Source organism: Flagellimonas olearia, assembly GCF_009184425.1.
Classification (GTDB): Bacteria; Bacteroidota; Bacteroidia; order Flavobacteriales; family Flavobacteriaceae; genus Flagellimonas; species Flagellimonas olearia.
The window spans coordinates 95,948-122,657 of record NZ_WELG01000001.1 but is presented as its reverse complement, the minus strand read 5'-3'; the positions used below and the strand labels follow the sequence as shown (position 1 = coordinate 122,657).

Here is a 26,710-nt window from a genome sequence, read left to right as displayed (position 1 = left end):
ATTTTAGTATTTTCGTAACCGTAAAAATGCACATATGAACAAAGTTGTCATCGTTTCAGCTGTTAGAACGCCCATAGGTAGTTTTATGGGAGCATTGTCCACCATACCAGCACCTAAATTGGGAGCCGTTGCCATTAAAGGCGCATTGGACAAGATCGGACTTTCTCCAGAAAAGGTGGAAGAGGTTTTAATGGGGAATGTGGTACAGGCCGGAACGGGTCAGGCTCCTGCCCGACAAGCCGCCATTTATGCCGGGATTCCGGATACGGTTCCCTGTACAACGGTGAACAAAGTATGTGCATCTGGAATGAAAGCCATTACGCAAGCCGCCCAATCCATTGCATTGGGTGAAAATTCCATTGTTGTGGCCGGGGGCATGGAAAACATGAGTCTTATCCCGCATTATGCGTACATGCGCAATGGGTTGAAGTTTGGTCCTGCAACCCTGCTGGACGGAATGCAAAAAGACGGTTTGGTAGATGCTTACGATCAAAATGCCATGGGAGTATGTGCCGATGCCTGCGCTACGGAGTATCAATTTAGCAGAAAGGACCAAGATGCCTTTGCCATACAATCCTACCAACGTTCTGCCGAGGCGTGGAAAGCTGGAAAATTCAAAAATGAAGTAGTACCTGTTGAAGTCCCCCAACGTCGTGGAGAACCCATTGTTGTGAGTGAGGATGAGGAATACACCAATGTGAAAATCGATAAAATCCCCGCATTGCGACCCGCCTTTACCAAAGAGGGAACGGTTACTGCCGCCAATGCCTCCACCATCAATGATGGGGCCGCTGCAGTGGTGCTGATGAGTGAGGACAAAGCGAAAGAACTTGGCTTGAAACCCTTGGCTTACATAAAAGGGTATGCCGATGCGGCCCACGAACCCAAATGGTTTACCACTGCACCTGCCAAGGCTCTTCCCAAAGCACTGGATCGTGCCGGGGTATCTTTGAAGGATATCGACTACTTTGAGTTCAACGAAGCGTTTTCTGTTGTGGGCCTTGCCAATATGAAGATTTTGGGACTACAGGATTCCAACGTAAATGTAAACGGTGGTGCAGTTTCTTTGGGACACCCATTGGGCTGTTCCGGTGCGCGGATTACCATAACGTTGCTCAATGTGCTTGAACAGAACAATGCCAAATTAGGTGCAGCCGCTATCTGCAATGGCGGTGGTGGTGCATCAGCCTTAATTTTGGAAAGAATTTAGCCATCCAATATCATCCGTAAATGCAATATGGAATTTGCCCACTGAGCATTGTGCCCATTAGAACACTTCCCGAGGATAGTTCCGAAATGACTTCCCAGCTCTTGTATGGGGAACATTTCAAGGTTTTGGAAAGTCGGAAAAAATGGAGCCGCATCAGGGTAGCACATGACCAATGCGAGGGATGGGTTTCCAACCATCAGTTTAAATTCATCACAGAGGAGGATTACAAAGCGTTCGAGAACCCCGAAAACCAACAACTTTCCCCAGATATAGTTTCCCATGTCTGCAGTCAAGATGGAATGCTTCTTCCCATTGTTTTGGGCTCTATGGTTTCTTCATCAACGTTTTTGGACCATACGTTTGAAGGTAGCTCTGTTACTGGTCGTGCCCAAAAGAATGAACTGGTAGATGTAGCTTTTCTGTACCTAAAAGCCCCTTTTCTTTGGGGGGGCAAAACGCCTTTTGGCATAGACAGCGCGGGATTTACCCAAATGGTCTATAAAATCAATGGGGTTGCCCTTTGCAGGGATGCGGAAGGACAGTCCAAACAAGGGGAACCTTTAAGTTTCATTGAGGAAAGCGAACCGGGCGACCTTGCCTTTTTTGATAACAACGAGGGAGTCATAGACCATGTTGGCATCATCTTAAAAGACAATTATATCATCCACACCTACGGGCATGTCCGAATCGATCGTTTGGACCACACAGGTATTTTCAATACCGAAGAAAAGCTGTACACCCATCAGCTTAGGGTAATCAAGAAAATCATATAATAAAAAAAGGGACCATTTTGGTCCCTTTCTATTTTTACAAATTGGAGCGGTTTACTCTCCCAAAAGCTTTTTGATACGCATAAAGTTCTCGGTATCTCCCAAAGCTCCGTAGATGTTCTTCAATTGTGATAGGATACTTTGGTTATCAGGATTGGTTTTTACGGCATTTTCCAAAACCGTGGCACCTTCCTTAAACAAACTGTCCTTCTTTCCCTTCAACTCGTCATATTTGGCGATATCGGCCTTTGAGCTTCCCAACGCATTCATTTCATCAATAAGTCCGTTACCTTCGTTCACATAGGTAGTGGAAAGGTTCAAAAGGGCATTGATGTATCCTGGATCAATGGCCAATGTCTTTTTATAGGCATCACGAGCATCTTCCAAGTTTCCTTGTTCCATATTGATAACACCGATGTTGTACAACAAATCAGGATTGTCAGGAGCCATTTCAGACGCCTTCGCCATCAACTTCTTGAAATTTTCCTTATCTCCCATGGAGTAGTGAAGGTTGGCCTCACCCAAAACCAAGTTAACATCATCTGGATTTTCAGCCCTAGCTTCGGAATATGCGGCAAGTGCCTTTTCGTTATCTCCCAATTGTTGATAAATCAAGGCAACATTCTTTACAATCTCAGGTTTTTTGGAAGGACTTCTTTCTTCGTTTGGGTCTTTGTGCGTACCTGCCTTTACATATAGGTCACGAGTTGCTTTATCCATGGTCTCAACCTCTCCGGTCTCAATGTTTACCGCAGTATAGGTGACTCCACTTCCATCATAGTCCATTTCCTTCAACTCATTGTAATAGTTCAATGCATTGTCGTAATCCTGACCATTAACGGCACTACTGGCAGCATAATACAGGTAAATGGTATCGGCCGGGCTCAATTTGTAACTCATATACAACTTTGCCGCAGCTTCTTTGAACTTCTGGTTGTTGTTGTCCTCAACGGCAGCATTTACCAAATCGCCTGTGATCTGTGCCAACTTCTGCTTGGCAACAGTGGTATATTTTTCCTTCCCGCTGGCCTCTTCCACAGAAATCACTTTGTTGTAAGCATCTATAGCGGGTTGAAATGCAGTTTCATCCCCTTTCTGGGCCAAATCGGAATATACATTTCCCTTTATGGCATAATACTGGGCCTGAACCCTTTCATCAGCAGCATCGATCGTGGACGCAGCCGCTTCCAAAGCAGTCTTGGCCGCTGCGGCATCTCCACCCTTCAGGGCTTTTTCCGCATCCTTGATCTCATTCTTTTGAGAGTAACCCATAACTGAAACCCCCATGGCAATTAGTATCAAAAATTTAGTCTTCATGTCAAAAATGTAATTATTTAGTGTTTATCGATTATTTATTTTCCTCGTTGTCATTATCAATAGCCGTGCCATCTTCTCCCTTGACCTCTATATCCATGATATTGGTTTCATCCAAGGGACCATCTTCTTTCATGACTTTGGCAACCGCTGCAATGGAGTCTGAATCCTTTAGGTTGATAAGGCGTACACCCTGTGTTGCCCTTCCCATGACCCTAAGATCCTCGACGCTCATTCGAATGGCAATTCCAGACTTATTGATGATCATAAGATCATCCGTATCCGAAACATTTTTTATGGCTACAAGACCACCCGTCTTATCGGTAATGGAGATTGTCTTGACTCCTTTACCGCCTCTATTGGTAATCCTGTAATCCTCAAGAGAGGATCGTTTTCCATAACCATTCTCGGAAACTACCAGAATATCGTCTTCAAAATTATGGACAGAAACCATTCCGATCACCTCATCATGGTCATCGGCCAAGGTAATACCGCGTACCCCGGATGCATTTCTTCCCATGGGGCGGGTCTTGCCTTCTTCAAATCGAATGGCTTTACCCGATTTCAATCCTAGGAATATCTGACTTGTCCCTGTTGTTAATTTGGCTTCAAGAAGCTCATCACCATCCTTTATGGTTATGGCATTGATACCATTTTGACGAGGTCGTGAGTATTGCTCCAAAGAGGTTTTCTTTACGGTTCCCTTCTTGGTGGCCATAATCACATAATGGCTGTTCACGTAATCCTCATCCTTAAGGTCCTGGGTACAGATAAAGGCCTTCACCTTATCGTCCTGTTCAATGTTGATCAAATTCTGGATGGCCCTACCTTTTGAGGTTCTGGATCCTTCCGGAATTTCAAAGACACGCATCCAGAAACATTTCCCATTTTGCGTGAAGAACAACATATATTGGTGATTGGTACCCACAAATAGGTGCTCCAAAAAGTCTTCATTTCGGGTAGAGGACGCTTTCTGGCCCACTCCTCCCCTATTCTGGGTCTTATATTCGGTGAGCGGTGTTCTCTTGACATACCCGGCATGGGAAATGGTAATGACCACTTGCTCATCCGGAATCATATCCTCAATACTCAGGTCTCCTCCTGCAAAGTTGATTTCTGACCTTCTTTCATCACCGTATTTCTCCTTGACTTCAAGAAGTTCATCCTTGATGATCTGCATCCTACGTTCTTTTTTGGCCAGAATGTCCTTCAAATCCTCAATGGTCTTCAACAGCTCGGCATGCTCATCACGCAGTTTGTCCTGTTCCAGACCTGTAAGCTGACGCAAGCGCATCTCCACGATGGCCTTGGCCTGTATTTCGGTGAGCTTGAAACGCTCCATTAAACTGTTACGTGCCTCATCCACATTGGCAGAGCCACGGATAATGGCAATCACCTCATCAATATTGTCCGATGCGATGATAAGTCCCTCCAAAATGTGGGCACGATCTTCAGCTTTTTGCAGCTCATATTTGGTTCGTCGAACCACCACTTCGTGTCGGTGCTCCACAAAGTAATGTATGATTTCCTTGAGGTTCAACAACTGTGGTCTTCCATTGACCAATGCAATATTATTGACACTGAAGGAAGACTGAAGTGCCGTATACTTGTACAGCATGTTCAGCACAATATTGGGGATGGCATCCCGCTTAAGGATATACACGATACGCATTCCCTTCCTATCCGATTCATCACGGATGGATGCAATTCCTTCGATTTTCTTTTCATTGACCAGATCGGCGGTCTTCTTGATCATATCCGCCTTGTTCACCTGATAGGGAATCTCGGTAACAATGATACACTCCCTTCCCTGAACTTCCTCGAAAGAGGCCTTGGCCCGCATGACCACCCTACCTCTACCGGTGTGGAATGCCTCCTTTACCCCATCATACCCATAAATGATACCTCCAGTTGGAAAATCAGGTGCTTTGATGTGGGTGATCAGTTCATCGATCTCTATCTCATGGTTATCTATATAGGCCACTGTCCCGTCCACCACTTCAGAAAGATTGTGGGGCGGCATGTTGGTGGCCATACCCACGGCAATTCCGGAAGCCCCGTTCACCAAAAGATTGGGAACACGGGTAGGCAATACGGTTGGTTCTTGCAGCGAGTCGTCAAAATTAAGCTGGTGATCAACAGTGTCCTTGTCAATATCGGCCAACATCTCGTCAGCGATTTTGCGCATTCTGGCCTCGGTATAACGCATGGCCGCAGGGCTATCACCGTCCACGGAACCAAAGTTACCCTGACCATCGATCAACATGTACCTAAGGCTCCACTCTTGGGCCATACGTACCATGGTATCATAGACCGAAGTATCCCCGTGCGGGTGATACTTACCCAAGACCTCCCCAACGATACGGGCCGATTTCTTGTGGGAACTGGTTGACCTAACTCCCAATTCATGCATTCCAAAAAGCACTCTTCTGTGAACTGGTTTGAGTCCATCACGAACATCTGGCAGGGCACGTGACACAATGACCGACATTGAATAATCAATGTAGGCAGATTTCATCTCATCCTCAATATTGATAGGAATTAACTTTTCTCCTTCCGCCATGCTAAAATCTTATAGTTTTTTGTGGTTAAAATATCATGGCAATATACGGAAAATAGGCCCTTTCCAAACCTTTGGAATCTACTTTATTAAAAAAATTATCAACAGTTATCCAAGTGCTCTTTTCTTTTGATAAAGCTTTGTTAAACTGTTAAAAAACGACCTTTATTTCGACATTTACCACTAGTTTATCGATAATGGGTACGGTATTTGACCACAGTAACAATACTTTTATTAATTTTAGTTGCGAAAAAGAAAGGTATGGACGATAATTTTTCCCCCAGAGTAAAAGATGTTATAGCATATAGCAAGGAGGAGGCCCTACGTTTGGGCCATGATTTTATTGGTACGGAACATCTTATGCTCGGTCTTTTAAGAGATGGAAACGGCAAGGCCATTAGTATTTTGGATGCCCTTGATGTGGATTTGGACCACCTGCGCAGAAAAGTGGAAATTCTTAGTCCCGCAAATCCCACTTCGGGAACCATGCAAAAAGACAAGAAAAACCTACATCTGACCCGTCAGGCAGAACGTGCTTTGAAAACCACTTTCCTAGAGGCCAAACTGTTCCAGAGTTCCTCTATAAATACAGCACACCTATTGCTCTGCATCCTTAGAAACGAAAACGACCCCACCACAAAATTGCTGCACAAGCTCAAGGTGGACTACGATAATGTGAAGGAACAATTCAAATCCATGATCACCAGTGATGATGACTACATAGATTCCCCACAGGCCGAATCTTTTCCAAGTGACCCTGATGAAGGAGGGGATTCCAAGGAAAGTACATTCGGTTCCGGCTCGTCCCAAAAGGGAAGCAAAAAATCCAAAACCCCTGTCCTGGATAATTTTGGAAGGGACCTTACCCGCTTGGCCGAGGAAAATAAATTGGACCCGGTTGTGGGAAGGGAAAAGGAAATTGAGCGTGTATCCCAGATTTTGAGCCGTAGAAAGAAGAACAACCCCTTGCTGATTGGTGAACCAGGAGTGGGAAAAAGTGCCATTGCCGAAGGCTTGGCCCTGCGCATCATCAACAAAAAAGTATCCCGAATCCTATACAACAAACGCGTTGTAACCTTGGATTTGGCATCGTTGGTAGCAGGGACCAAATACCGAGGACAATTTGAAGAACGCATGAAAGCGGTGATGAACGAACTTGAAAAGAATGATGACATCATCCTTTTCATTGATGAGATCCACACCATTGTAGGTGCCGGTGGCGCTACAGGAAGTTTGGATGCTTCCAACATGTTCAAGCCCGCTTTGGCCCGAGGGGAGATTCAATGTATCGGAGCCACCACCCTTGATGAATACAGACAGTACATTGAAAAGGATGGCGCCTTGGAACGTCGTTTCCAAAAGGTAATGGTAGAACCAACCAGCGTTGAGGAAACCATTGAAATCCTGATGAACATCAAAGGCAAGTATGAGGATCACCATAATGTCAACTATACCGATGAAGCCATTGTGGCCTGCGTTAAGTTGACCAATAGATACATGACGGACCGTTTCTTACCAGACAAGGCCATAGACGCCTTGGATGAGGCCGGTTCCCGTGTGCACATTGTAAATATGGATGTGCCCAAACAGATTTTGGAACTGGAAAGTCAATTGGAAGATGTCCGCGAGCTGAAAAACAGCGTCGTGAAAAAACAAAAATACGAAGAGGCCGCCAAGCTCCGGGATGACGAAAAACGTCTCGAAAAAGAATTGGCTTCTGCCCAAGAACGTTGGGAAGAGGAAAGCAAACTCCACAGGGAGACCGTAAGTGAGGACAACGTAGCCGATGTGGTTTCCATGATGAGTGGCATTCCCGTGAACCGAATAGCACAAACCGAGAGCAACAAATTGGCCAAATTGCCCGATTTGATCAAAGGTTTTGTCATCGGTCAGGATGAGGCTGTGGCCAAAGTGGCCAAGGCCATCCAACGTAACCGTGCCGGGTTGAAAGACCCCAACAAACCTATTGGTTCATTTATTTTCTTGGGTCAGACGGGGGTTGGTAAAACCCAATTGGCCAAAATTCTTGCCAAGGAACTCTTTGATTCCGAAGACGCCCTTATCCGAATAGACATGAGCGAATACATGGAAAAATTCGCTATCTCCCGATTGGTGGGAGCACCTCCCGGATATGTAGGCTATGAAGAAGGTGGGCAGTTGACCGAAAAAGTCCGTCGCAAGCCATATTCCGTCATCCTTTTGGATGAGGTTGAAAAGGCCCACCCAGATGTCTTCAATATGCTGTTGCAAGTATTGGACGATGGTTTCTTAACAGACAGTCTCGGTAGAAAAATCGATTTTAGGAATACCATCATCATCATGACCTCCAATATTGGCGCCCGCCAGTTGAAGGACTTTGGACAAGGCGTAGGTTTTGGCACTGCTGCCAAAAAAGCGCAGGAAGACAGCCATCAGAAAAGCGTTATTGAAAGCGCACTGAAAAAGGCTTTTGCCCCGGAGTTCCTTAACCGTATTGATGATGTAATTGTCTTCAATCCCTTGGAAAAAGAGGATATCCATAAAATCATTGATATCGAATTGGACAAGCTGTACATGCGAATCAAGGATATTGGTTACGTATTGAGCCTTACGGACAAAGCCAAGGATTATATAGCCGATAAAGGTTTTGACAAGCAGTATGGGGCCAGACCTTTGAAGCGGGCCATCCAAAAATATATTGAGGATGCCCTTGCCGAGGAAATCGTAAACTCCAAACTGGAGGAAGGAGACAGCATCTTTATGGATTTGGATGAAAAGAAAGAAGAGCTTACCATCAAAATAAAGAAAACGGAAAAATCTCCGGAAGCCGAAAAATAAAATAAAAGTTACAGATCAAAAAAGCTGACAGTTGTCAGCTTTTTTTATACCCCAATATTACCATACAAACGATATTTGCGCTTTTAATCTAATATTTTTCACCCCCCCTCCCTTTCAATCTATTTTCGCCTTGAGACACTATAACTTTTTGGGGAATGAAATTTACTTCTACAAAGAAGACCATAGTGGTACGAGAGTACCAATTGGACATAGGATCGGTACAGGTCTTTGACAACTATATGGTCGCAACCTTTGACGAAGGTGCTACGGTTACGCTGGAACGTGCCTATCAAATCATCGGGATTTCTGAAATACACTTCAGGGACAGGGAATTTGGCTATATCAGCCTTCGAAGAAACTCCTATGCCGTTGATCCCACCATCTACAATTACTTAAGGGGATTGGAAAACCTCAAGGCCTTTGCCATCGTTTCCAAAAAAGAGATAGATATGCACAACTTCAAAATAGAAAAACTTTTCTACAAGAAGCCTATGGAATTTTTCATTGAGTTTGAAAATGCCTTGGCATGGGTGAAGAAAAGAATCAAACCGAAAAAAATAAAGGATTCCTAATTATTCTTGCTCTTTTTCTTCAACATCTGGAGGGCTTAAAATTTCCACATAGGCCCTACCTATTGAATTCACAATGTCCGATGCCTTTAAGGCTTCATACCCATTTTGCGAAGCACTGATATCGCCTGCCAAACCATGCAGATAAACCCCAAAAATAGCGGCTTCCAACGATGTGTAGCCCTGGGCCATTAACCCCGTTACCATTCCTGTAAGAACATCTCCACTGCCCGCAGTGGCCATTCCAGGGTTGCCCGTGGTATTCACATAACCCTTCCCTTTGTACAGGATTATGGTATGCGCCCCTTTGATTACCAAAACAATATCATGGCTGATTGAAAAGGCTTTTGCTTTTTCCAATTTTTCAAAATCGTCCTTCCATGTACCGATCAAACGTTCCAACTCCTTGGGGTGAGGTGTAAAAATGGACTGTGGGGGAACATCCTTTAACATGTCTGGGGCCATCGCCAAAATATTGAGGCCATCTGCATCCACTACAACAGGACTCTCCATTTGTTTTAAAAAGTCCTTGAACGCCTTTATGGTAGGCTCCTTCGTCCCCAGACCCATCCCTATTCCGACCACTTTGGGCGCAAACGGCATACTGATCTCGGTAATGCAATGTTCATCTGTATCCGTTAAGACCATTAGCTCAGGCACTGCCGTTTGAAGGGAATGATAGCCACATTGTGGAACAAAGGCCGTTACCAATCCCGCACCTGAGGACAAGCATGCATTACTGGCCAATTGTACCGCTCCAATTTTACCGTAACTCCCTCCAACAATCATAGCATGGCCGTAGGTTCCTTTATGCGAAAACTTTAATCTCGGTCGATATAGTGATACTATTTGATGCTTCCCCACCAATTCATAATCAGCCTCTTCCCGGGTTAAAAATTCAGGATCCAATCCAATATCCAAAATTTCCCATTGGTTCAGGTAAACACCCGTATCTGGTAGAAAAAAAGCCAACTTAGGCACTTGGAAACTAAGCACATAACTTGACTCTATAACATACTTTGGGTTCCACGGCGCCCTATCCAACGGCAATCCCGAAGGAACATCCACGGACAATGTAAAGGCTTGGGACGCATTTATATGCCCTATCAATTGGCCTACCCAATCATCTAGGGAGCGATTCAGGCCAATGCCAAAAATGGCATCCACTACAATATCGTTTGGTGAGATTTCGGGCAGGTCACTTTCTGTATTGATAAAATTTGGCCAAATCTTTCGGTCCTTAAGTCGCTCCAAGTTCAATAGAAAATCCTTGGACCGTTTTTCACTGTAATTCACCACATGCACCGTAATGGCGTACCCATGTTCCTGAAGATGTCTGGCCAAGGCTATTCCATCCCCTCCATTGTTGCCTATTCCACAAAACAATTGAATGTTCACACTGGTGCCCCGCAAGCGGGCGTGTATCCATTCAAAAATTTTGGTGGCAGCCTGCTCCATGAGAACATCGCTGGTGATTTGCTGTTTTTCTATTGTGAATTTATCAGCTTGATAGATTTGCTGGGCAGAAAAAATTTTCATTCAACACAAAAATTTGATTATTTGTACGGATTTCGCAAAAACGACCAGAATCATTTGACGAAGTTTTCAAAAGTACTACTTTTATCACCTCATTATTGAACAATGCAAGTTAAACAAACGGATAGTAATCATATTACAATGGAAAGCACTCCATCTATCTTCACTTTGATTACCACCACCCCTTTGGGGTAAGTCTGCTATATATCATCCGTCCGTTTTTTTAATCCATTCATACAACATATTTACACTCATATTTCATCATGAAAGTCTTAAAATTTGGTGGCACTTCGGTAGCCAATCCAGAAAATATACGCAAGGTCAAGTCCATAGTACAGAACCTTGAGGACAGTAATTCCGCAGTAGTGGTATCCGCATTTGGCGGGATTACAGACCTACTCCTAAACACCTTAAAGCTGGCCTCGGACCAAGATGTGGCCTACAAAGAATCCCTGCAAGAAATAGAAAACCGACATCTCAACGCCATCAAGGAACTCATTCCCATACAACATCAAAGTGCGGTCCTGAGCAAGGTCAAAAGCGACCTCAACGTGTTGGAAACGCTTCTGGAAGGTTCCTTTTTAATTGGGGAGGTCACCCAAAAACTCTCTGATAAAATTGTAAGCTATGGCGAACTGCTCTCTGCCTACATTATCAGTGAATTCTTTAAAGCAGAGGGGCTGGATGCCATTTTCAAGGATAGCCGTGAGCTTATCACCACCGATGACAATTACGGCAAGGCCAATGTGGATTTTGAAAAGACCAATGCCAATTGCCATGCCTTCTTTACAACCAATGAACACAAAATAGTATTGCTACCTGGATTTGTGGCCTCAAGTGATTCTGGGGACTCAACTACCTTGGGTAGGGGTGGTTCGGATTATACCGCCGCCATCATTGCTGCGGCAGAACAAGTGGATATTCTTGAAATTTGGACCGATGTGAGTGGAATGTATACCGCCAACCCAAAATTGGTGAAACAGGCCAAATGCATTTCGCATATTAGTTACGAGGAGGCCATGGAACTTTCCCATTTTGGAGCAAAAGTCCTCTACCCCCCAACCATTCAACCCGTATTGGGCAAGGGTATCCCCATTGCCATTAAAAACACGTTCGACCCTGAAAACCCAGGGACACTCATTGCCAAAAATAACAATGGCAATGGCAAAACGGTTCGGGGCATCAGCCATGTGGGCAATATTTGCCTGCTCTCCTTGGAGGGCTCCGGTATGATCGGTATCCCAGGAATCTCCAAACGCTTTTTTGAGACCCTGTCCCTAAAAAACATCAGTGTTGTCCTGATTACCCAAGCCTCATCGGAACATTCCATATGCGTGGGTATTTCAGACGAAGACGCCCAAAAAGCGGAAAAGGCGGTCAATGAAGCTTTCGAATATGAAATGGCCACCAAAAAGATAAAGCCTGTTATTGTTGAGAAAGACCTTACCATTGTGGCCTTGGTGGGTGACAATATGAAAAGTCATCAAGGGTTGAGCGGAAAAATGTTCAGTACTTTGGGCAAAAACAACGTCAATATCAGGGCTATTGCACAAGGTGCCTCAGAACGAAATATTTCTGCGGTAATCCGAAAAGAAGATGTAAAAAAAGCACTCAACTCCTTGCACGAGACCTTTTTCGAGGAAAACACCAAACAGCTCAACCTATTTGTTATGGGAGTGGGCAATGTAGGTTCCAAATTCCTGGAGCAAATCCAACAGCAAAAAAAATACCTGAAAGACGAGCTTAAACTCAATGTTCGGGTCATTGGCATCAGCAACTCCAGAAACATGGTTTTTGATGAAGGTGGAATTGCCCTAAAAGATTGGAAAAATCTTTTGGACCAAGGGGAGAAAGCGGACAAGCAAGCATTCTTTGACCGTGTAAAATCCCTGAACTATCGCAACAGTGTCTTTGTGGACAATACGGCCAATGCCGAGGTATCCAAAAGCTATCCTGACTATTTGCGGAACAGCATCTCCGTGGTTACCTGTAACAAGATTGCCTGTTCTTCCGATTATGGCTACTACAAGGATTTAAAACAGTTGGCCAAAAAATATAACGCTCCATTTTTGTTTGAGACCAATGTCGGGGCCGGTCTTCCCATTATTGACACCCTGAAGCATTTAATTGCCTCCGGGGACAAAGTGAAAAAGATACAGGCTGTACTTTCAGGGAGTCTCAATTTTGTGTTCAACACCTTCAATGATACGGTTACCTTCCACGATGTGGTGCAACAGGCACAGGAACAAGGATACACAGAACCAGACCCTACCATTGACCTCAGCGGAATAGATGTAATGCGGAAAATCTTGATCTTGGCCCGGGAAAGTGGCTATCAATTGGATATTGAGGACATAGAGAATGAAGCTTTTTTACCCAAGGAAAGCTTGGAGACCAATTCCAACGAGGCCTTTTTTGAATCCTTGAAAAAGTACGAGGCCGATTTTCAAAAAATGTATAAGGAAGCAGCGGATGCAGACTGTAAGCTCAAATACGTGGCCCAGTTTGAAGAAGGCAAGGCCAAGGTAGGACTTCAAAAAATACCAAAGGGACACGATTTTTATAATTTGGAAGGAAGCGACAACATTGTACTGTTCTTTACCGAAAGATACCCCAACCAACCTTTGATCATAAAAGGGGCCGGCGCTGGTGCAGATGTTACTGCATCAGGTATCTTTGCGGATATTATCAGAATTGGAAACTATTGATCATGGAAGAAATCAAAGTTTTTTGTCCGGCCACCATTGCCAATGTTTCCTGTGGTTTTGACGTACTTGGTCTGGCCTTGGATTCCGTTGGCGATGAAATGGTGGTTCGGAAAATCCCTGAAAAGGAAATCCGCATCACCAAGATCATCGGTCAGGATCTACCCCTGGAAACCGGGAAGAATGTTTCTGGCGTAGCGGGCTTGGCCCTTTTGGAGAAGAGTGATTATGACGGTGGTTTTGAGATTGAAATCGACAAACGCATAAAACCGGGCAGCGGCATTGGAAGTAGTGCGGCCAGTTCAGCAGGCGCCGTTTGGGCCATGAACGAGCTTTTGGGCAAACCCTTTTCCAAATTGGAACTGGTTCAATTTGCCATGGAAGGTGAGAAATTGGCCAGTGATGTAGCCCATGCCGATAATGTGGCCCCAGCCATTTATGGTGGTTTCACCTTGGTTCGAAGCTATGCCCCTTTGGACATTGTCCCCATTCCTACCCCGGATGAGCTTTTCGCCACGGTGATCCATCCGCAGATTGAAATAAAGACTTCGGATTCCAGAAAAATATTGAAGACCACCATTTCCCTTGAAAAGGGAATCAAACAATGGGGCAACTTGGGTGGGTTGGTTGCCGGACTGTTCCAGAGCGATTATGACCTCATCGGGCGCTCCCTTGAGGACCATATTGTGGAACCCATCCGATCTATATTGATACCCGCTTTTGACGATATCAAAACCAATGCAATGGATGCCGGGGCACTGGGTTGTGGCATCTCTGGATCGGGCCCTTCCATCTTTGCCTTGAGCAAAGGCGAAAACAATGCCCAAAATGTTGCAAAATCCATGGAGGAAACCTACAAGACCATAGGAGTCCCATTTGACATCCATATCTCAAAGGTCAATATCCATGGCGTAAAAAAATTAGGATAGAACATGAAATTTTACAGCTTAAACGATTCCCATATAAAGGCCACTTTCAAAGAAGCCGTGATTGCGGGTATTGCCCCGGACAAAGGATTATACTTTCCGGAAAGCATAACACCCCTACCAACGGATTTTTTTGAACATATCGATGAACTTTCCCATCACGAAATCGCATTCCAGGCCATTCATCAATTTGTGAGTGATGATATTCCGGATACCGTCTTAAAGGAAATCATTGCCAACACTTTGGATTTTGATTTTCCCGTAGTTGACATTGAAAAAAATGTAGGCACCCTTGAACTGTTCCATGGCCCTACCATGGCTTTCAAAGATGTAGGCGCACGCTTCATGGCCAACTGTTTGGGATATTTTTCCCAAGGTGAAACCACAGAAGTCACGGTGTTGGTAGCTACCTCTGGGGATACCGGTGGCGCCGTAGCCAATGGTTTCTTGGGAGTTGATGGTGTAAACGTGGTGATCTTGTACCCAAGCGGCAAGGTGAGCGACATCCAAGAAAAGCAATTGACCACTTTGGGACAGAACATTGTGGCCATGGAAGTGGATGGCACTTTTGACGACTGCCAGCGCATGGTGAAGACAGCCTTTTTGGATGCTGGAATCACCGAACACAAAAAGCTTACATCGGCCAATAGCATCAATGTAGCCCGATGGTTACCTCAATTGTTCTACTTCCTGTTTGCTTACAAACAAGCCAAATCCAAAGGAAAGAAAATTGTTTTCTCGGTGCCTTCTGGAAACTTTGGAAATATTTGCGCAGGAATGGTTGCCCAAAAACTGGGGATGCCTGTTAAACATTTCGTGGCCTCTACCAACGTGAACAACGTAGTACCCAAATTCATGCAAAAAGGGATTTATGAACCCATGCCTTCCATTGCCACCATCTCCAATGCCATGGATGTGGGAGACCCCAGTAATTTTGTCCGTATCCGGCATTTGTACCAAGACGATTTGGCCACACTTCAAGAAAACCTTTCTTCCTATTCCTTTACTGACCAGGAAACCAAAACGGCCATGAAAGAGGTGTATGCCCAAACAGGGTATGTTATGGATCCCCATGGGGCCGTTGGTTATTTGGGGTTGAAGGAATTTCAAAAGACCCATCCAAATACCTTTGGTATTTTCTTGGAAACGGCTCACCCGGTAAAGTTTCTCGATGTGGTTGAGGACACGCTTGGGTTAAGTCCGGAAATTCCCGCCCAAATCCAAAAAATTATGGATAAGGAAAAGCATTCCATCCTCATAAAAACATACGAAGACCTTAAAAGCTATTTGTTGGATAAAAACTAATCCAACTCCGGAAGTTTAAAATCATCCAGGGGGCTGGGCTGTTTCATCATGGCCTCGATGGCCTCTGTGGTCCTTGGTGCCATTTCCGATAGATTGACGGGACCATTTTCGGTGATTAAAATATCATCTTCTATACGCACAGCAATGCCCCACCATTTCTTGTCGCACTTGCTTCCTTCTGGGATATAAATTCCAGGTTCCACTGTAATGACCGAGTTGGCTTTAAAGGCTTCGTAGGTGCCCGCATCATGAACATCCAACCCAAGGTAATGTGATGTCCCATGCGGAAAATAAATTCTGGCTTCATTTTCATCTTTGGTAATCCCCAAAGCCATTAAACGTTTTGCCACTACTTCATACGCCGCTATGTGAGGTTCCCGGAAAGAAGCTCCCACCACACTGGCTTTTATACCCGCTTCCTGGGCATCATAAACAATGTCATAAATTGCTTTTTGTTCGGGTGTGAATTTTCCATTGGCAGGAATGGTACGGGTCACATCGGCGGTATAGCCATGGTATTCCGCACCCAAGTCCATCAGCACCAAATCATTGCCCACCTTGGTCTTGTTGTTCTCAATGTAATGAAGAATACAACCATTGTTTCCTCCACCCACAATGGATGGATAACCTTCGTATTCCGCACCATATTTCTTGTACACGTATTCGTGGACACCCTGAATCTCAGTCTCGGACATATTGGGGTGCATGGCCTTCATAACCTCAATTTGGCCCACCGATGAAATTTCAACGGCCTTCTTTAAAAGTTTGATCTCCTCAGGGGTCTTTACCTCCCTCAGTTTAGCCATGGCCATGGACAACACCCTAGAATCCAAATTGCTTTCGCTTTGGACCACCAATACCGTATTCTTGATTTCTTTCCGCAAATCATCATTTGCAGCATTCACGTATCCATTTAACAAGGGATCATCCTTTAACTCGGGATCCCGTGTCAATGCCCTTTTAATGGTCGAAGCCAAATTTCCACTGTTGGAATCATCGGCAGCGGATATCATGGCGTACAATTGATTACGGGTAGAATTGTAATTGGAGGGATAATTGGCTTTTTCCTTGAAGGTCTTGATAAGGTCGAACAAATCTGCATTCCCGGATTTATCACGATAATCATTGTGAAAATCCTCAAAGGAAACCATATCGAATTTTGAAAAATCCAACGGGAACTTTTCAAATTCCTTCCCGTTAAAAACCATATCAAAACCCAGTTTTTCCTTTACCCCTTCAACGCCCAAACGCTTTCCGGTCCATTGCTCGGCCTGAGGGTCCCGTTCTTGGACATAAATGATCTCATCAAACTTTTTTCCTGAGGCATCCGTCTGGGTATCAGAAAAAAGCACGAGTACCGCATTGGGCTCATGGTATCCGGTGAGGTAGTAAAAGTTAGGGTCTTGGTGATACACATAATCCACGTCATTGGCCCGATTCCGTTCTGCATTGGCAAAAAGGACCACGGCTGTATTGGGGGGCAATAGTTTTCTCAACTCATCCCTTCGTTGTTTATGAAAATCGGCTTGTAAATAATCCTTTGGGGTGTCCTGAGGGGTCATTCCCCACACAAAAAGGAGTGCGAACAAAAAAGTCAATACGGTCTTTTGCATGTAATTATGTTTCGTCCAAAATACAAATATTTATAAAAATCATAAGATTCGAATGCAAGAGTATCCCTAATTAATTCTATACATTTGCCGTGGCAAAAAATGACGTCCATGAAAAACACCGCACTTACCAAAACACATGAGGCATTAGGGGCGAAAATGGTCCCGTTTGCAGGTTACAACATGCCTGTTTCTTACGAGGGAGTCAATATTGAACACCAAACCGTACGGGAGAGTGTGGGTGTATTTGACGTTTCCCATATGGGTGAATTCTTGATAGAAGGCCCCAAAGCTTTGGACCTTATTCAAAAGGTCAGTTCCAATGACGCTTCCAAATTGACCATTGGCAAAGCGCAATATAGCTGCATGCCCAATGAGACCGGTGGTATTGTGGACGATTTGATCGTATACCGCATCAAGGAGGAAACCTATCTTTTGGTGGTCAATGCCTCCAATATCCAAAAGGATTGGGATCATATTTCAAAATACAACGAGTCCATAGGTGCGGATATGCGCGATCTTTCGGACGACTATTCGCTTTTGGCCATTCAAGGACCCAAAGCGGTAGAGGCCATGCAATCGTTATCCTCCGTTGACCTTTCCGCCATTGGCTTCTACAGTTTTGTGGTAGGCGATTTTGCCGGGATAGAACATGTGATCATTTCAGCTACAGGATATACCGGTTCCGGCGGTTTTGAAATCTACTGCAAAAATTCTGAAGTACAGCAGGTTTGGGACAAGGTGTTGGAAGCGGGCGCTGATTATGGCATAAAACCCATAGGGTTGGCCGCACGTGATACCCTTCGATTGGAAATGGGGTATTGCCTGTATGGCAATGATATTGATGACACCACTTCCCCGCTCGAGGCCGGGCTGGGCTGGATTACCAAATTCACCAAGGATTTTGTGAACAGCGAGGCCCTTGCCAAAGAAAAGGAAGAGGGTCCGAAACGAAAACTTATCGCTTTTCAAATGGAAGAAAGAGGGATTCCCAGAAACGGATATCCCATTTTGGATGCCGATGGCAATGAAATTGGAAAAGTGACCTCGGGTACCATGTCCCCTTCCCTTTCCAAAGGAATAGGCCTAGGCTATGTGCCTGTTGAACACTCCAAAATAGACCAAACCATCCATATTCAAATCCGAATCAACAAAGTGCCGGCAACCCTTGTGAAACTGCCTTTTTATAAACCCTCATCATAGCGTTTGGACAAAAAAAAGATACTCATATTAGGAGCAAGCGGTTTTGTGGGCAATGCCATATATAAGGAACTCTGCTCCTATTTTGATACGTATGGCACCTATTGCTCCAACACTTCCTTTGCATCGAACAAGCAATTTTTAAAGTATGATCTGCAGGAGGATGATATTTTCAGGGTACTGGAGAAAGTACATCCAGATGTGATCATTTCCGCATTAAGGGGAAACTTTGGCGCACAGATCCAAGCGCATCAACACCTCATGGAGTATCTGATGAACAGCACGGCCAAGCTGTACTTTATTTCATCGGCCAATGTTTTTGATGCTTACAGCAAGTTTCCTTCCTATGAATTTGACAAGACGCTGTCCGTAAGTGTTTATGGTCGCCTGAAAATCAAAATCGAGAACATGATGATGCGATTGCCCAAACAAAAAACCGCCATATTGAGGGTGCCCATGGTGTTTGGCAATACCTCTCCCCGGGTCAGGGAAATTAAAATGAACTTGGAGAACCACGAGGCCATTGAAGTATTCCCCAACCTCATCATCAACGTGACCAATGACGACCGATTGACCCAACAAATCCATTATTTGATCAACCGGAACAAAACCGGGATTTTTCATTTGGGCAGCAGGGACCTTATCCATCATGAAGAATTCATTAGGGACATCATAAAACGCATGGGAAATTACCATCCCCTGATAAAGCGGGTATACACCACTAACGAAGATCGATATTTGGCTGCCCTTCCCAAGGACAATTTATTGCCAAAAAACCTCATGGTGAGCTGTCAGGAAATCATTGATCATCACATTCCAGTGGATTGACAAAGCTTTCTTTTTCTTTGGTTATTTTTTGAATAAACTATAAAACGCAAAGAAATATGCTTATTTTTAAGTGCGTCAATAGTGACCCACCAACCTAATAACCAACACAGTGAGTAAACGTAATTTTTTTGCAATCCTGGCCCTACTAGGGATTTTCAGTGCCATCGGACAGAAATCAAAAGAAAATAAAAAATATCCGCCTTGTGATATAACAGAAATCCCAAGGTATACGGCACAAAAGATAAAAAGTCCCATTACGCTGGACGGGAAGCCCGATGAAGAAGTCTGGCAAAAGGCAAAAAAATCAGGAAACTTCAAAGACCTAATTTATGGCAATGAGACCATCCATGAAACCAAGGCTGCAGTGGTTTGGGACGAGGAGTACCTGTATGTGGCCTATTGGGTCACTGAGCCGGATGTGACCGCCACCTTGACGGAACGGGATTCGCCCATTTACCAAAATAATGACGTGGAACTATTCGTTGCCGGAGAGGATGCGTACTATGAGTTTGAAATCAATTCGTTCGGCACCATTTACGAGGTGTTCTTTGTTTGGGAAGATGCTTATCTCTCCCAAGGATATGACAAAGTGCCCAACCTTGGCCCCAATGAAGAGAAAAAAAGGGATTTCAAAGGGGTTGGCTACAGACATCCCAGAGGCAATCGCTATGGATTTTGGAATTGGGATCTACAAGGACTTAAAACTGCCGTGCATGTGGATGGCACCATCAACAAGTCTGATGACAGGGACCGCGGATGGACCGTTGAACTTGCGCTTCCGTGGAGCAGTCTGGACATTTTGACCAAGAACAGTGATAAAACCACACCTCCTAAACATGGTGATGAATGGCGCATGGATTTCTCCCGTTTCAACCAGTATAAGGAAGCAGAACCTGCCGTGGATTCAGGGGGTTGGGCATGGAGCAGCCATGGTGTGTGGGACTCGCACGTCCCTGAATGCTTTACCTTTATCCAATTTTCAGAAACCTATGTCGAAGCGCCTTGAACCATCGGAAATTGAGGAACGTCTTGCACAGCTGCAGGGTTGGAAATTTGTGGACAATTTTATCATAAAATCGTTCACCTTCAAGGATTTCAAGGAGGCCTTTTCAGCCATGACCCGCATTGCTTTTGAGTGTGAAAAGATGAACCATCACCCTAATTGGGAAAATGTGTACAACACCCTTGTCATAAAATTAAACACACATGATGCCGGTGGGGTCACCGAGAAGGATTTTAAACTGGCGCAGATCATAGAGACTATTTTGGCTTCTTAAGCACTGAACTACATTCAACCACTTGACAAGGCTTCTTTTTTTTCTAAATTTGCCCTTATCCATAATTTAATACTTGATGGGAAGAGCATTTGAGTTTAGAAAAGCACGAAAAATGAAACGTTGGGCAGCAATGTCCAAAGCATTTACCCGAATTGGGAAGGATATTGTCATGGCCGTCAAAGAAGGAGGCCCAGATCCTGATGGCAATTCAAAATTGCGTGCGGTAATTCAGAATGCCAAGGCGGTGAACATGCCCAAGGACAATATTGATCGGGCCATTAAAAGGGCTACCGATAAAAACCAAGGCGATTATAAAGAGGTTTTGTTCGAAGGCTATGCCCCCCACGGGATTGCGATATTGATAGAAACCGCTACGGACAACAATACCCGCACCGTGGCCAACATCCGCAGCTATTTTAATAAATGCAATGGTAGTCTGGGTACTTCGGGTTCGGTGGAATTCATGTTTGACCATACCTGCAACTTCACCATCAATGGAGAGGGTCTGGATCCGGAGGAGCTGGAACTGGAACTTATCGATTTTGGCGCCGAAGAGGTTTTTGTGGATGAGGACGGCATTCATATCTACGCCCCCTTTGAAAATTTCGGGTCCATTCAGAAAGAATTGGAGTCACGGGAAATCGAAATAATTTCCTCCGGTTTTGAGCGTATTCCGCAAGTGACCAAGGAGCTTTCCGAGGAAGAAGTTGCCGATGTGGAAAAACTTCTCGAAAAAATTGAGGAGGACGATGACGTACAGAACGTCTTCCACAGCATGCAGGAATAGGTTAAAAGCTATACTCCGATACCTTACCTGTCACGCCTTTGTAGAATTCATGGATTTTCTGAAAATCCTGTTCCCTATTCTCCGTTGGATGGAAGGGTTCGGCAATTTTCACTTCTTTTTTTCCAAAATCAAAGGCCACCATTAGAATCGGGACTTTAGCTTTCTGGGCAATGTGGTAAAAGCCCGTCCGTAATTTATCCACTTTTTTTCGGGTGCCTTCTGGGGCAAGGGCAAACCTAAAGATGCTTCTCTCCTTAAAAATCTGAACCACTCCGTCCACCGTATTGGAGCTTTTGGAGCGGTCCACGGGCGCACCTCCTGTCCACCTAAAAAACCATCCAAAAGGGGGCTTGAACAGACTCTTTTTTCCGATATAGTTGATTTCTTGGTTGACAACCTTTCGTACCAACAGTCCCAAGAAAAAGTCCAACCAATGGGTGTGCGGCACTACAATGACCACACATTTATCCAAATCTGGAAACGAACCATTGAGTTTCCAGCCCAAAATCTTGAAGTATATGAATTTGGACAGTTTATGCATTCTTCTTTTTAAGACCCTTGATAGGTATCCAAGGTGTCCTATATTTTTTGATACAAAGCCTGAAGACGTTCCGGGGTCATGATTTTTTTCCAGTCCTCTCCAAGTGCATTTTCCCATAGAGGTTCCATGCCCAAGGAAACATTTATCATAATATCAAAATCATCCTGGGTTAGATTGGAACACACTCCTTGAGGAAGCTTTATTTGATGTTTCTCCTGCATTTGCCTAAAAAGCGCCACTCCTTCGGGATAATATTCTTCCAAATGTTGAAACACCAAACAATTTCCTATTCCGTGCTTGGTTCCCAAAAGATAGGAGAGTCCATAGCTCATGGCATGTGCAATCCCCACTTGGGAGTAGGCAATACTCATTCCTCCGTGCCAGGATGCCATCATTAACTTGTCCCGTGACTCACTTTCAGATATATCTCCGAGAAAAACCTCCTTGCAAAGCTCCATGGCCTTTTCGCCATAACTTTGGCTAAAAGCATTTAAATAACTTCCGGTCAGCGATTCCACGCAATGAATAAAACAGTCCATCCCCGTATAGAACCATTGTTCTTTGGGCACGGTAACGGCAAGGTCTGGGTCCAAAATCACCTGATCATAGGTAGTATGGTCCGAATTGATTCCCAATTTTTTCTCGGGGCCCAATAAGACCGTAGTTCTGGAAACTTCCGCCCCTGTTCCACTAATGGTCGGAATGCCTACGTGGTAGACCGCGGGCCTACTTACCAAGTCCCATCCTTGGTAGTCCTTGGCCAATCCTGTATTGTTCAACAAAATGGCCACTGCCTTGGCCAAATCCAATAGTGTCCCTCCTCCAATACCAATGATCCCGGAAGGAGACTCATCAAATTGTTCCTTTATACGCGACACCAAAGCATCCACTTGTGCCGTTTTGGGCTCTTCATCCGCCGAAATAAAAATAACTTGGTCGTTGAACATCAACGGAATACGGGATACAAAATCCTTGTCCTCAAAAAAATCATCCACCAAAAAGATGAAGGGTGCATCAGCATTTTTCCGTTTAGGTAATAAGATTTCGTTCAATTGCGAAAAACTTCCACGGCCAAAAACCACCCGGGGTACCATGGGGAAATTTCTATAGGTCTTAATTCTATTCGTTGAAATCGTTTCTTTTCTCAAATCACTCCTTATCATCAATATTCTACAAATACTTCAAAACATCCTTGAGGCCATTAAGCTTCAAATGGTCGTTCACCTGTTCCGTTTCCGGCACCATCTCATGTACCCATGTGGTATGGAAGGGTATGTGCACCGCCTTAGCCCCAATGTTCAATATAGGCAATACATCTGATTTTAGGGAGTTCCCTATCATCAAAAATTCGTTGACATCAATGTTCAGATGCTCCAATAAATTGCTATAATTAGTTTCCTTTTTCTCGCTCAACACTTCCACATGATGGAAATATTTGGAGAGTCCGGATTTTTCCAATTTTCTTTCTTGATCCAAAAGGTCGCCCTTGGTCAAGACAATCAATCTATATCTTCCCACAAGTTGGGAAAGTACTTCTTCCACTCCATCCAACAGTTCCACAGGGTGGGCAATCATATTTTTGCCCAACTCGAGTATTTTCGAAATGGTCTCTTGGGAAATCTTTCCGTTGGACAGGTCCAAGGCGGATTCTATCATGGAAAGCATAAACCCCTTAATACCATATCCATACAGTTCCAGATTGTCCATTTCCATTTTGAACAATTCTTGATCCACCTTGTTCTTGGTCTCATACTCTTCCAACAATTCGGCAAAGTGTTCTTCGGTTTCCCTAAAATAGGTTTCGTTCACCCAAAGGGTGTCATCCGCGTCAAATCCTATGACCTTTATGTTGCTAAAATCTACTTCCATGCTTTATTGGCTCGTTCCAAGTCTTCAGGGGTATCAATTTCTATGCCTGTTACATGGGTTTCCACCATTTTTATTTTTTTACCATATTCCAAAAAGCGGATGGCCTCTATTTTTTCCTTGGCTTCCAAAGGCAACATGGGCAACCGTTGAAAATCCATCAATGCTCTTTTTCTAAAGGCGTATATGCCTTTATGTTTGTAATAGGTGGCTTCCACCTCTTGGTCCCTTGGATAGGGAATGGGGGAACGGGAAAAATACAGTGCACAATTTTGATTGTCCACAATGACCTTTACCGTGTTGGGATTAGAGATTTCCTCCCAATCCGTGATTGGCGTCATTAGCGAAGCTAAATCTATTTCTTTTTTTTCATCCTTCCTGAACACCGCTATGATTTTTTCCAAGCTTTCGCCATCTATAAAGGGCTCATCGCCCTGTACATTGATCACGATATCCACTTCCATATTAACCACAGCCTCCGCTATCCTATCGCTCCCACTTTCATGCTTTTCCTTGCTCATGATCACCTTACCTCCTATTTCGGAGATAACTTTGGAGATGATATCACTATCGGTCACCACGTAGACTTCATCAAAAAGTCCTGTATTGACGGCAGCTTCGTAGGTTCTAACAATAACTGGTTTGCCCTGAAGGTCTTGCATCAGTTTTGCAGGGAATCTTGAGGCCTGGTACCGGGCCGGTATCATGGAAATTATCTTCACTTATCTAAAAATTATTGATTGAGGTTACTTTTTCGGTCGTATTCTGCGGTAAATCCTAAAAATGATCACCAAAATAATGATGACCAGGATGGCTGCGATGGGGGGTGCCAATATGGAAGCGGTTGAAACAGCCACTGCCGCTCCTGTTTCCACAGTGGAGACTATAGGGTTGGCCACTCCGCCAGTGGTAGCGGTCGAGGTCATTCTACCTGCCGCATTGGCCCCTTTAATGGCTGTTGCAGTTCCACCTCCGGCAATGATGGCCAAGGTCCAGGTGGTCATTGGGTCCAAATTGGCCACGGTGGATACCATTACCGCCGTACCGGCAATTCCGGCCAAGGGAACGGCCAAACTGTCCAAGGCATTGTCTACCCAAGGAATGAAATACGCAAAAATTTCAACCAAGGTCGCCACCCCTAAGGTGATCAATGCCGCCAAACTGCCAATCCATTGCCAGCTGGCATTGAGCTCCCAAACGTCCAAATAGGCCGCCAAACTGAGCGCAAAAAGGGGTAAAAACACCCTAAACCCAACGGAAGCCGCCAAGCCAATGCCCAAGAAAATACTAATAATGGTATTCGGTTCAATATTCATGGTCTTGTCTAAAATAGGCTATTCCCCGTCAACAAAAAAATCATCTTTGAATCCAATCAAGAAGAGTTGTCGCTTGGCCCTTGTCACCGCAGTGTAAAGCCATCTCAAATAATCTTTGTCCACCCCATTGGGCAAATAAGGTTGTTCCACAAAAACAGTTTCCCACTGCCCTCCCTGGGATTTATGACAGGTAATGGCATAGGAGAACTTCACTTGCAGAGCATTGAAGAACTTATTGTTCTTTACTCCCAAGAACTTTTTGTACTTGGATTTTTCATGGGCATAATCCTTTAGTACTTCTTGGTATAGTTTATTGCCGTCTTCATAGGAAAGTGATGGGGTCACCGAATCGATGGTATCCAATAATAGCACCGTTTCAAAAGGCTTCTGATTGGGATAGTCCACCATTTTCACCTTCACTTCGGCAAACCTGAACCCATAGAGCTCCTTTATGGCAAAAAGCTCCAGTACTTCAATAATATCGCCATTGGCAATAAATCCCGCTTCGGAATTGGGCCTAAGCCAAAAATAATTGTTCTTCACCACCATCATATAATCCCCCACGGCAATGTCATTGTCCAAAAAAAGGATGCGCTCCCGTATATTCTGGTTGTACAGATTAGCGCGTTTGTTGGAACGGACAATGATGGCGGTCTCTTCCTTGCCATTCTGATGATATGAACTGTCTATGGCCTCTTGTATTTCCGTTCCATCAATAAGGCGGACGATATCGGTAAAGGAGCCCAGTTGAAACTTGAAGCCATCAAAAAAATGGGTTTGTAGTTGCTCCCTTAAATTGGTAGCGTTGTACAGGATTCCTGAATCATTGGTTTGCCGCATGACTTCATCCAGTTCCAAATAATTGACTTCCTTATTATAATTAAGGGACAGTCGATCTTCATCCAAGGCCGGACTCAATTCCAATTTCACCGGGGGCAACTGTGCCGTGTCCCCGATCAATATGAGTTTACAATTATGCCCGGAGTGCACATAAAAGATAAGATCGTCCAGCAGGGAACCATTTTCAAAAAGTTTGGAATCGGCAGGGCTATCAGGAATCATGGAAGCCTCATCCACTATAAACAGTGTATTTCTATGCTTGTTCGGTGCCAGGACAAATTGGACTCCTCCTCCGGATTGTTTTTTGGGAAAGTAGATCTTCTTGTGGATCGTGAAGGCTTGGCTACCAGAATAGACCGACATGACTTTGGCCGCCCTTCCGGTCGGGGCCATGAGCACGGCGCTCATCTTTACCTTCCAAAGGCTGCTCACCAATGTGGCCACAATAGTGGTTTTTCCTGTTCCGGCAAACCCCTTTAACAGAAATATCTCGTCCTTTTTGCCATTCAATACAAATTGGGCCAATTTTGTTAAGGCCACCTCCTGTTTTTCGGTAGGAAGATGGGGGAACTTTTCGGCTAAAATGCTTAAAAATTTAGGTGCTGTGGGATGGTCCATGAGCATCTAAAGTAAGCATGGATTTTTAAAGCAAAAAGTTTCGTGATTAAAAAAAAATTGTAGATTTGTCTGTAACCACTAAATTAACTTAGAAAGACAGTAGCAGATATGTTAA

The 26,710-nt window shown here is 44.4% G+C and carries 22 protein-coding genes; 12 read left to right on the top strand and 10 right to left on the bottom strand.

Features of this window, described 5'->3' with window-relative positions:
- The first annotated feature begins 34 nt into the window (after positions 1-34).
- Complete coding sequence (locus F8C76_RS00585; RefSeq protein ID WP_152130006.1) at positions 35-1,210, top strand: acetyl-CoA C-acyltransferase; 1,176 nt, start codon at positions 35-37, stop codon at positions 1,208-1,210.
- 20 nt (positions 1,211-1,230) lie between these two features.
- Positions 1,231-1,983, top strand: coding sequence for a C40 family peptidase (locus F8C76_RS00580; protein ID WP_152130005.1), 753 nt, complete (start codon positions 1,231-1,233; stop codon positions 1,981-1,983).
- A gap of 51 nt (positions 1,984-2,034) precedes the next feature.
- Here F8C76_RS00580 and F8C76_RS00575 read toward each other — a convergent pair whose 3' ends face one another.
- Complete coding sequence (locus F8C76_RS00575; RefSeq protein ID WP_152130004.1) at positions 2,035-3,297, bottom strand: tetratricopeptide repeat protein; 1,263 nt, start codon at positions 3,295-3,297, stop codon at positions 2,035-2,037.
- A gap of 31 nt (positions 3,298-3,328) precedes the next feature.
- Positions 3,329-5,857, bottom strand: a complete 2,529-nt coding sequence (gyrA, locus tag F8C76_RS00570) for a DNA gyrase subunit A (RefSeq protein ID WP_129654166.1) — start codon at positions 5,855-5,857, stop codon at positions 3,329-3,331.
- Between the two features lie 258 nt (positions 5,858-6,115).
- On the opposite strand from gyrA, the gene F8C76_RS00565 reads away from it, so the two are divergent.
- On the top strand, positions 6,116-8,671 hold the full coding sequence (locus F8C76_RS00565; protein ID WP_152130003.1) for an ATP-dependent Clp protease ATP-binding subunit: 2,556 nt from the start codon (positions 6,116-6,118) through the stop codon (positions 8,669-8,671).
- A gap of 155 nt (positions 8,672-8,826) precedes the next feature.
- Positions 8,827-9,243: an STAS/SEC14 domain-containing protein gene (locus F8C76_RS00560; RefSeq protein ID WP_152130002.1), complete on the top strand. Its 417-nt coding sequence runs from the start codon at positions 8,827-8,829 to the stop codon at positions 9,241-9,243.
- Here F8C76_RS00560 and F8C76_RS00555 read toward each other — a convergent pair whose 3' ends face one another.
- Positions 9,244-10,779, bottom strand: a complete 1,536-nt coding sequence (locus F8C76_RS00555) for an NAD(P)H-hydrate dehydratase (RefSeq protein WP_152130001.1) — start codon at positions 10,777-10,779, stop codon at positions 9,244-9,246.
- Positions 10,780-11,039: 260 nt separating this feature from the next.
- Between F8C76_RS00555 and thrA the strand changes: the two genes are divergently transcribed.
- Genes thrA through thrC form a run of 3 tightly spaced genes read left to right on the top strand, consistent with a single transcriptional unit; the run spans position 11,040 to position 15,712 of the window.
- Positions 11,040-13,484, top strand: coding sequence for a bifunctional aspartate kinase/homoserine dehydrogenase I (gene thrA / locus F8C76_RS00550; RefSeq protein WP_152130000.1), 2,445 nt, complete (start codon positions 11,040-11,042; stop codon positions 13,482-13,484).
- 2 nt (positions 13,485-13,486) lie between these two features.
- A complete protein-coding gene (locus F8C76_RS00545; protein WP_152129999.1) occupies positions 13,487-14,410 on the top strand; it encodes a homoserine kinase in 924 nt (307 codons plus the stop codon).
- 3 nt (positions 14,411-14,413) lie between these two features.
- A complete protein-coding gene (gene thrC / locus F8C76_RS00540) occupies positions 14,414-15,712 on the top strand; it encodes a threonine synthase (RefSeq protein ID WP_152129998.1) in 1,299 nt (432 codons plus the stop codon).
- On the opposite strand, the gene F8C76_RS00535 is transcribed toward thrC, so the two are convergent.
- A complete protein-coding gene (locus F8C76_RS00535) occupies positions 15,709-17,325 on the bottom strand; it encodes an aminopeptidase P family protein (protein WP_249042328.1) in 1,617 nt (538 codons plus the stop codon). The two genes, thrC and F8C76_RS00535, sit on opposite strands and share 4 nt — an antisense overlap.
- A gap of 108 nt (positions 17,326-17,433) precedes the next feature.
- Between F8C76_RS00535 and gcvT the strand changes: the two genes are divergently transcribed.
- The 5 genes from gcvT (at position 17,434) to F8C76_RS00510 (ending at position 21,414) form a co-directional block, all read left to right on the top strand.
- Positions 17,434-18,525, top strand: coding sequence for a glycine cleavage system aminomethyltransferase GcvT (gene gcvT / locus F8C76_RS00530; RefSeq protein WP_152129997.1), 1,092 nt, complete (start codon positions 17,434-17,436; stop codon positions 18,523-18,525).
- Between the two features lie 3 nt (positions 18,526-18,528).
- Positions 18,529-19,350 carry a sugar nucleotide-binding protein gene (locus tag F8C76_RS00525; RefSeq protein WP_129654159.1) on the top strand — a complete coding sequence of 274 codons (822 nt, stop codon included), beginning with the start codon at positions 18,529-18,531 and terminating at the stop codon, positions 19,348-19,350.
- A 109-nt stretch (positions 19,351-19,459) separates the two neighbouring features.
- Positions 19,460-20,356 (top strand): carbohydrate-binding family 9-like protein, encoded by an 897-nt coding sequence (locus F8C76_RS00520; RefSeq protein WP_170283919.1) that lies wholly within the window; start codon positions 19,460-19,462, stop codon positions 20,354-20,356.
- A complete protein-coding gene (locus F8C76_RS00515) occupies positions 20,340-20,627 on the top strand; it encodes a 4a-hydroxytetrahydrobiopterin dehydratase (protein ID WP_152129995.1) in 288 nt (95 codons plus the stop codon). The genes F8C76_RS00520 and F8C76_RS00515 overlap by 17 nt, the downstream gene beginning before the upstream one ends.
- Before the next feature lie 76 nt (positions 20,628-20,703).
- A complete protein-coding gene (locus F8C76_RS00510; protein ID WP_152129994.1) occupies positions 20,704-21,414 on the top strand; it encodes a YebC/PmpR family DNA-binding transcriptional regulator in 711 nt (236 codons plus the stop codon).
- Between the two features lies 1 nt (position 21,415).
- Here F8C76_RS00510 and F8C76_RS00505 read toward each other — a convergent pair whose 3' ends face one another.
- The 6 genes from F8C76_RS00505 to F8C76_RS00480 form a co-directional block, all read right to left on the bottom strand.
- Positions 21,416-21,955: a 1-acyl-sn-glycerol-3-phosphate acyltransferase gene (locus F8C76_RS00505; RefSeq protein ID WP_152129993.1), complete on the bottom strand. Its 540-nt coding sequence runs from the start codon at positions 21,953-21,955 to the stop codon at positions 21,416-21,418.
- A gap of 38 nt (positions 21,956-21,993) precedes the next feature.
- A complete protein-coding gene (locus F8C76_RS00500; protein WP_152129992.1) occupies positions 21,994-23,049 on the bottom strand; it encodes an iron-containing alcohol dehydrogenase family protein in 1,056 nt (351 codons plus the stop codon).
- Between the two features lie 76 nt (positions 23,050-23,125).
- On the bottom strand, positions 23,126-23,824 hold the full coding sequence (locus F8C76_RS00495) for an HAD family hydrolase (protein WP_152129991.1): 699 nt from the start codon (positions 23,822-23,824) through the stop codon (positions 23,126-23,128).
- Positions 23,815-24,528 (bottom strand): 3-deoxy-manno-octulosonate cytidylyltransferase, encoded by a 714-nt coding sequence (gene kdsB, locus F8C76_RS00490; RefSeq protein WP_211372133.1) that lies wholly within the window; start codon positions 24,526-24,528, stop codon positions 23,815-23,817. The genes F8C76_RS00495 and kdsB overlap by 10 nt, the downstream gene beginning before the upstream one ends.
- Before the next feature lie 39 nt (positions 24,529-24,567).
- Positions 24,568-25,137 carry a DUF4126 domain-containing protein gene (locus F8C76_RS00485; protein WP_129654146.1) on the bottom strand — a complete coding sequence of 190 codons (570 nt, stop codon included), beginning with the start codon at positions 25,135-25,137 and terminating at the stop codon, positions 24,568-24,570.
- Positions 25,138-25,155: 18 nt separating this feature from the next.
- Entirely contained in the window at positions 25,156-26,595 is a 1,440-nt protein-coding gene (locus F8C76_RS00480) for an ATP-dependent DNA helicase (RefSeq protein ID WP_152129989.1), read from the bottom strand.
- Positions 26,596-26,710 lie beyond the last annotated feature (115 nt).

What these genes read in the sequence shown, in the direction of transcription:
- F8C76_RS00560 (WP_152130002.1), top strand. Translation starts at nt 8,827, where the DNA reads ATGAAATTTACTTCTACAAAGAAGACCATAGTGGTACGAGAGTACCAA.
- thrC (WP_152129998.1), top strand. Translation starts at nt 14,414, where the DNA reads ATGAAATTTTACAGCTTAAACGATTCCCATATAAAGGCCACTTTCAAA.
- kdsB (WP_211372133.1), bottom strand. Translation starts at nt 24,528, where the DNA reads ATGATACCGGCCCGGTACCAGGCCTCAAGATTCCCTGCAAAACTGATG.
- F8C76_RS00485 (WP_129654146.1), bottom strand. Translation starts at nt 25,137, where the DNA reads ATGAATATTGAACCGAATACCATTATTAGTATTTTCTTGGGCATTGGC.
- gyrA (WP_129654166.1), bottom strand. Translation starts at nt 5,857, where the DNA reads ATGGCGGAAGGAGAAAAGTTAATTCCTATCAATATTGAGGATGAGATG.
- F8C76_RS00580 (WP_152130005.1), top strand. Translation starts at nt 1,231, where the DNA reads ATGCAATATGGAATTTGCCCACTGAGCATTGTGCCCATTAGAACACTT.
- F8C76_RS00500 (WP_152129992.1), bottom strand. Translation starts at nt 23,049, where the DNA reads ATGGTACCCCGGGTGGTTTTTGGCCGTGGAAGTTTTTCGCAATTGAAC.
- F8C76_RS00575 (WP_152130004.1), bottom strand. Translation starts at nt 3,297, where the DNA reads ATGAAGACTAAATTTTTGATACTAATTGCCATGGGGGTTTCAGTTATG.
- F8C76_RS00510 (WP_152129994.1), top strand. Translation starts at nt 20,704, where the DNA reads ATGGGAAGAGCATTTGAGTTTAGAAAAGCACGAAAAATGAAACGTTGG.
- F8C76_RS00505 (WP_152129993.1), bottom strand. Translation starts at nt 21,955, where the DNA reads ATGCATAAACTGTCCAAATTCATATACTTCAAGATTTTGGGCTGGAAA.
- F8C76_RS00545 (WP_152129999.1), top strand. Translation starts at nt 13,487, where the DNA reads ATGGAAGAAATCAAAGTTTTTTGTCCGGCCACCATTGCCAATGTTTCC.
- F8C76_RS00565 (WP_152130003.1), top strand. Translation starts at nt 6,116, where the DNA reads ATGGACGATAATTTTTCCCCCAGAGTAAAAGATGTTATAGCATATAGC.
- F8C76_RS00535 (WP_249042328.1), bottom strand. Translation starts at nt 17,325, where the DNA reads ATGCAAAAGACCGTATTGACTTTTTTGTTCGCACTCCTTTTTGTGTGG.
- F8C76_RS00555 (WP_152130001.1), bottom strand. Translation starts at nt 10,779, where the DNA reads ATGAAAATTTTTTCTGCCCAGCAAATCTATCAAGCTGATAAATTCACA.
- F8C76_RS00515 (WP_152129995.1), top strand. Translation starts at nt 20,340, where the DNA reads ATGTCGAAGCGCCTTGAACCATCGGAAATTGAGGAACGTCTTGCACAG.
- F8C76_RS00585 (WP_152130006.1), top strand. Translation starts at nt 35, where the DNA reads ATGAACAAAGTTGTCATCGTTTCAGCTGTTAGAACGCCCATAGGTAGT.
- F8C76_RS00495 (WP_152129991.1), bottom strand. Translation starts at nt 23,824, where the DNA reads ATGGAAGTAGATTTTAGCAACATAAAGGTCATAGGATTTGACGCGGAT.
- thrA (WP_152130000.1), top strand. Translation starts at nt 11,040, where the DNA reads ATGAAAGTCTTAAAATTTGGTGGCACTTCGGTAGCCAATCCAGAAAAT.
- gcvT (WP_152129997.1), top strand. Translation starts at nt 17,434, where the DNA reads ATGAAAAACACCGCACTTACCAAAACACATGAGGCATTAGGGGCGAAA.
- F8C76_RS00480 (WP_152129989.1), bottom strand. Translation starts at nt 26,595, where the DNA reads ATGGACCATCCCACAGCACCTAAATTTTTAAGCATTTTAGCCGAAAAG.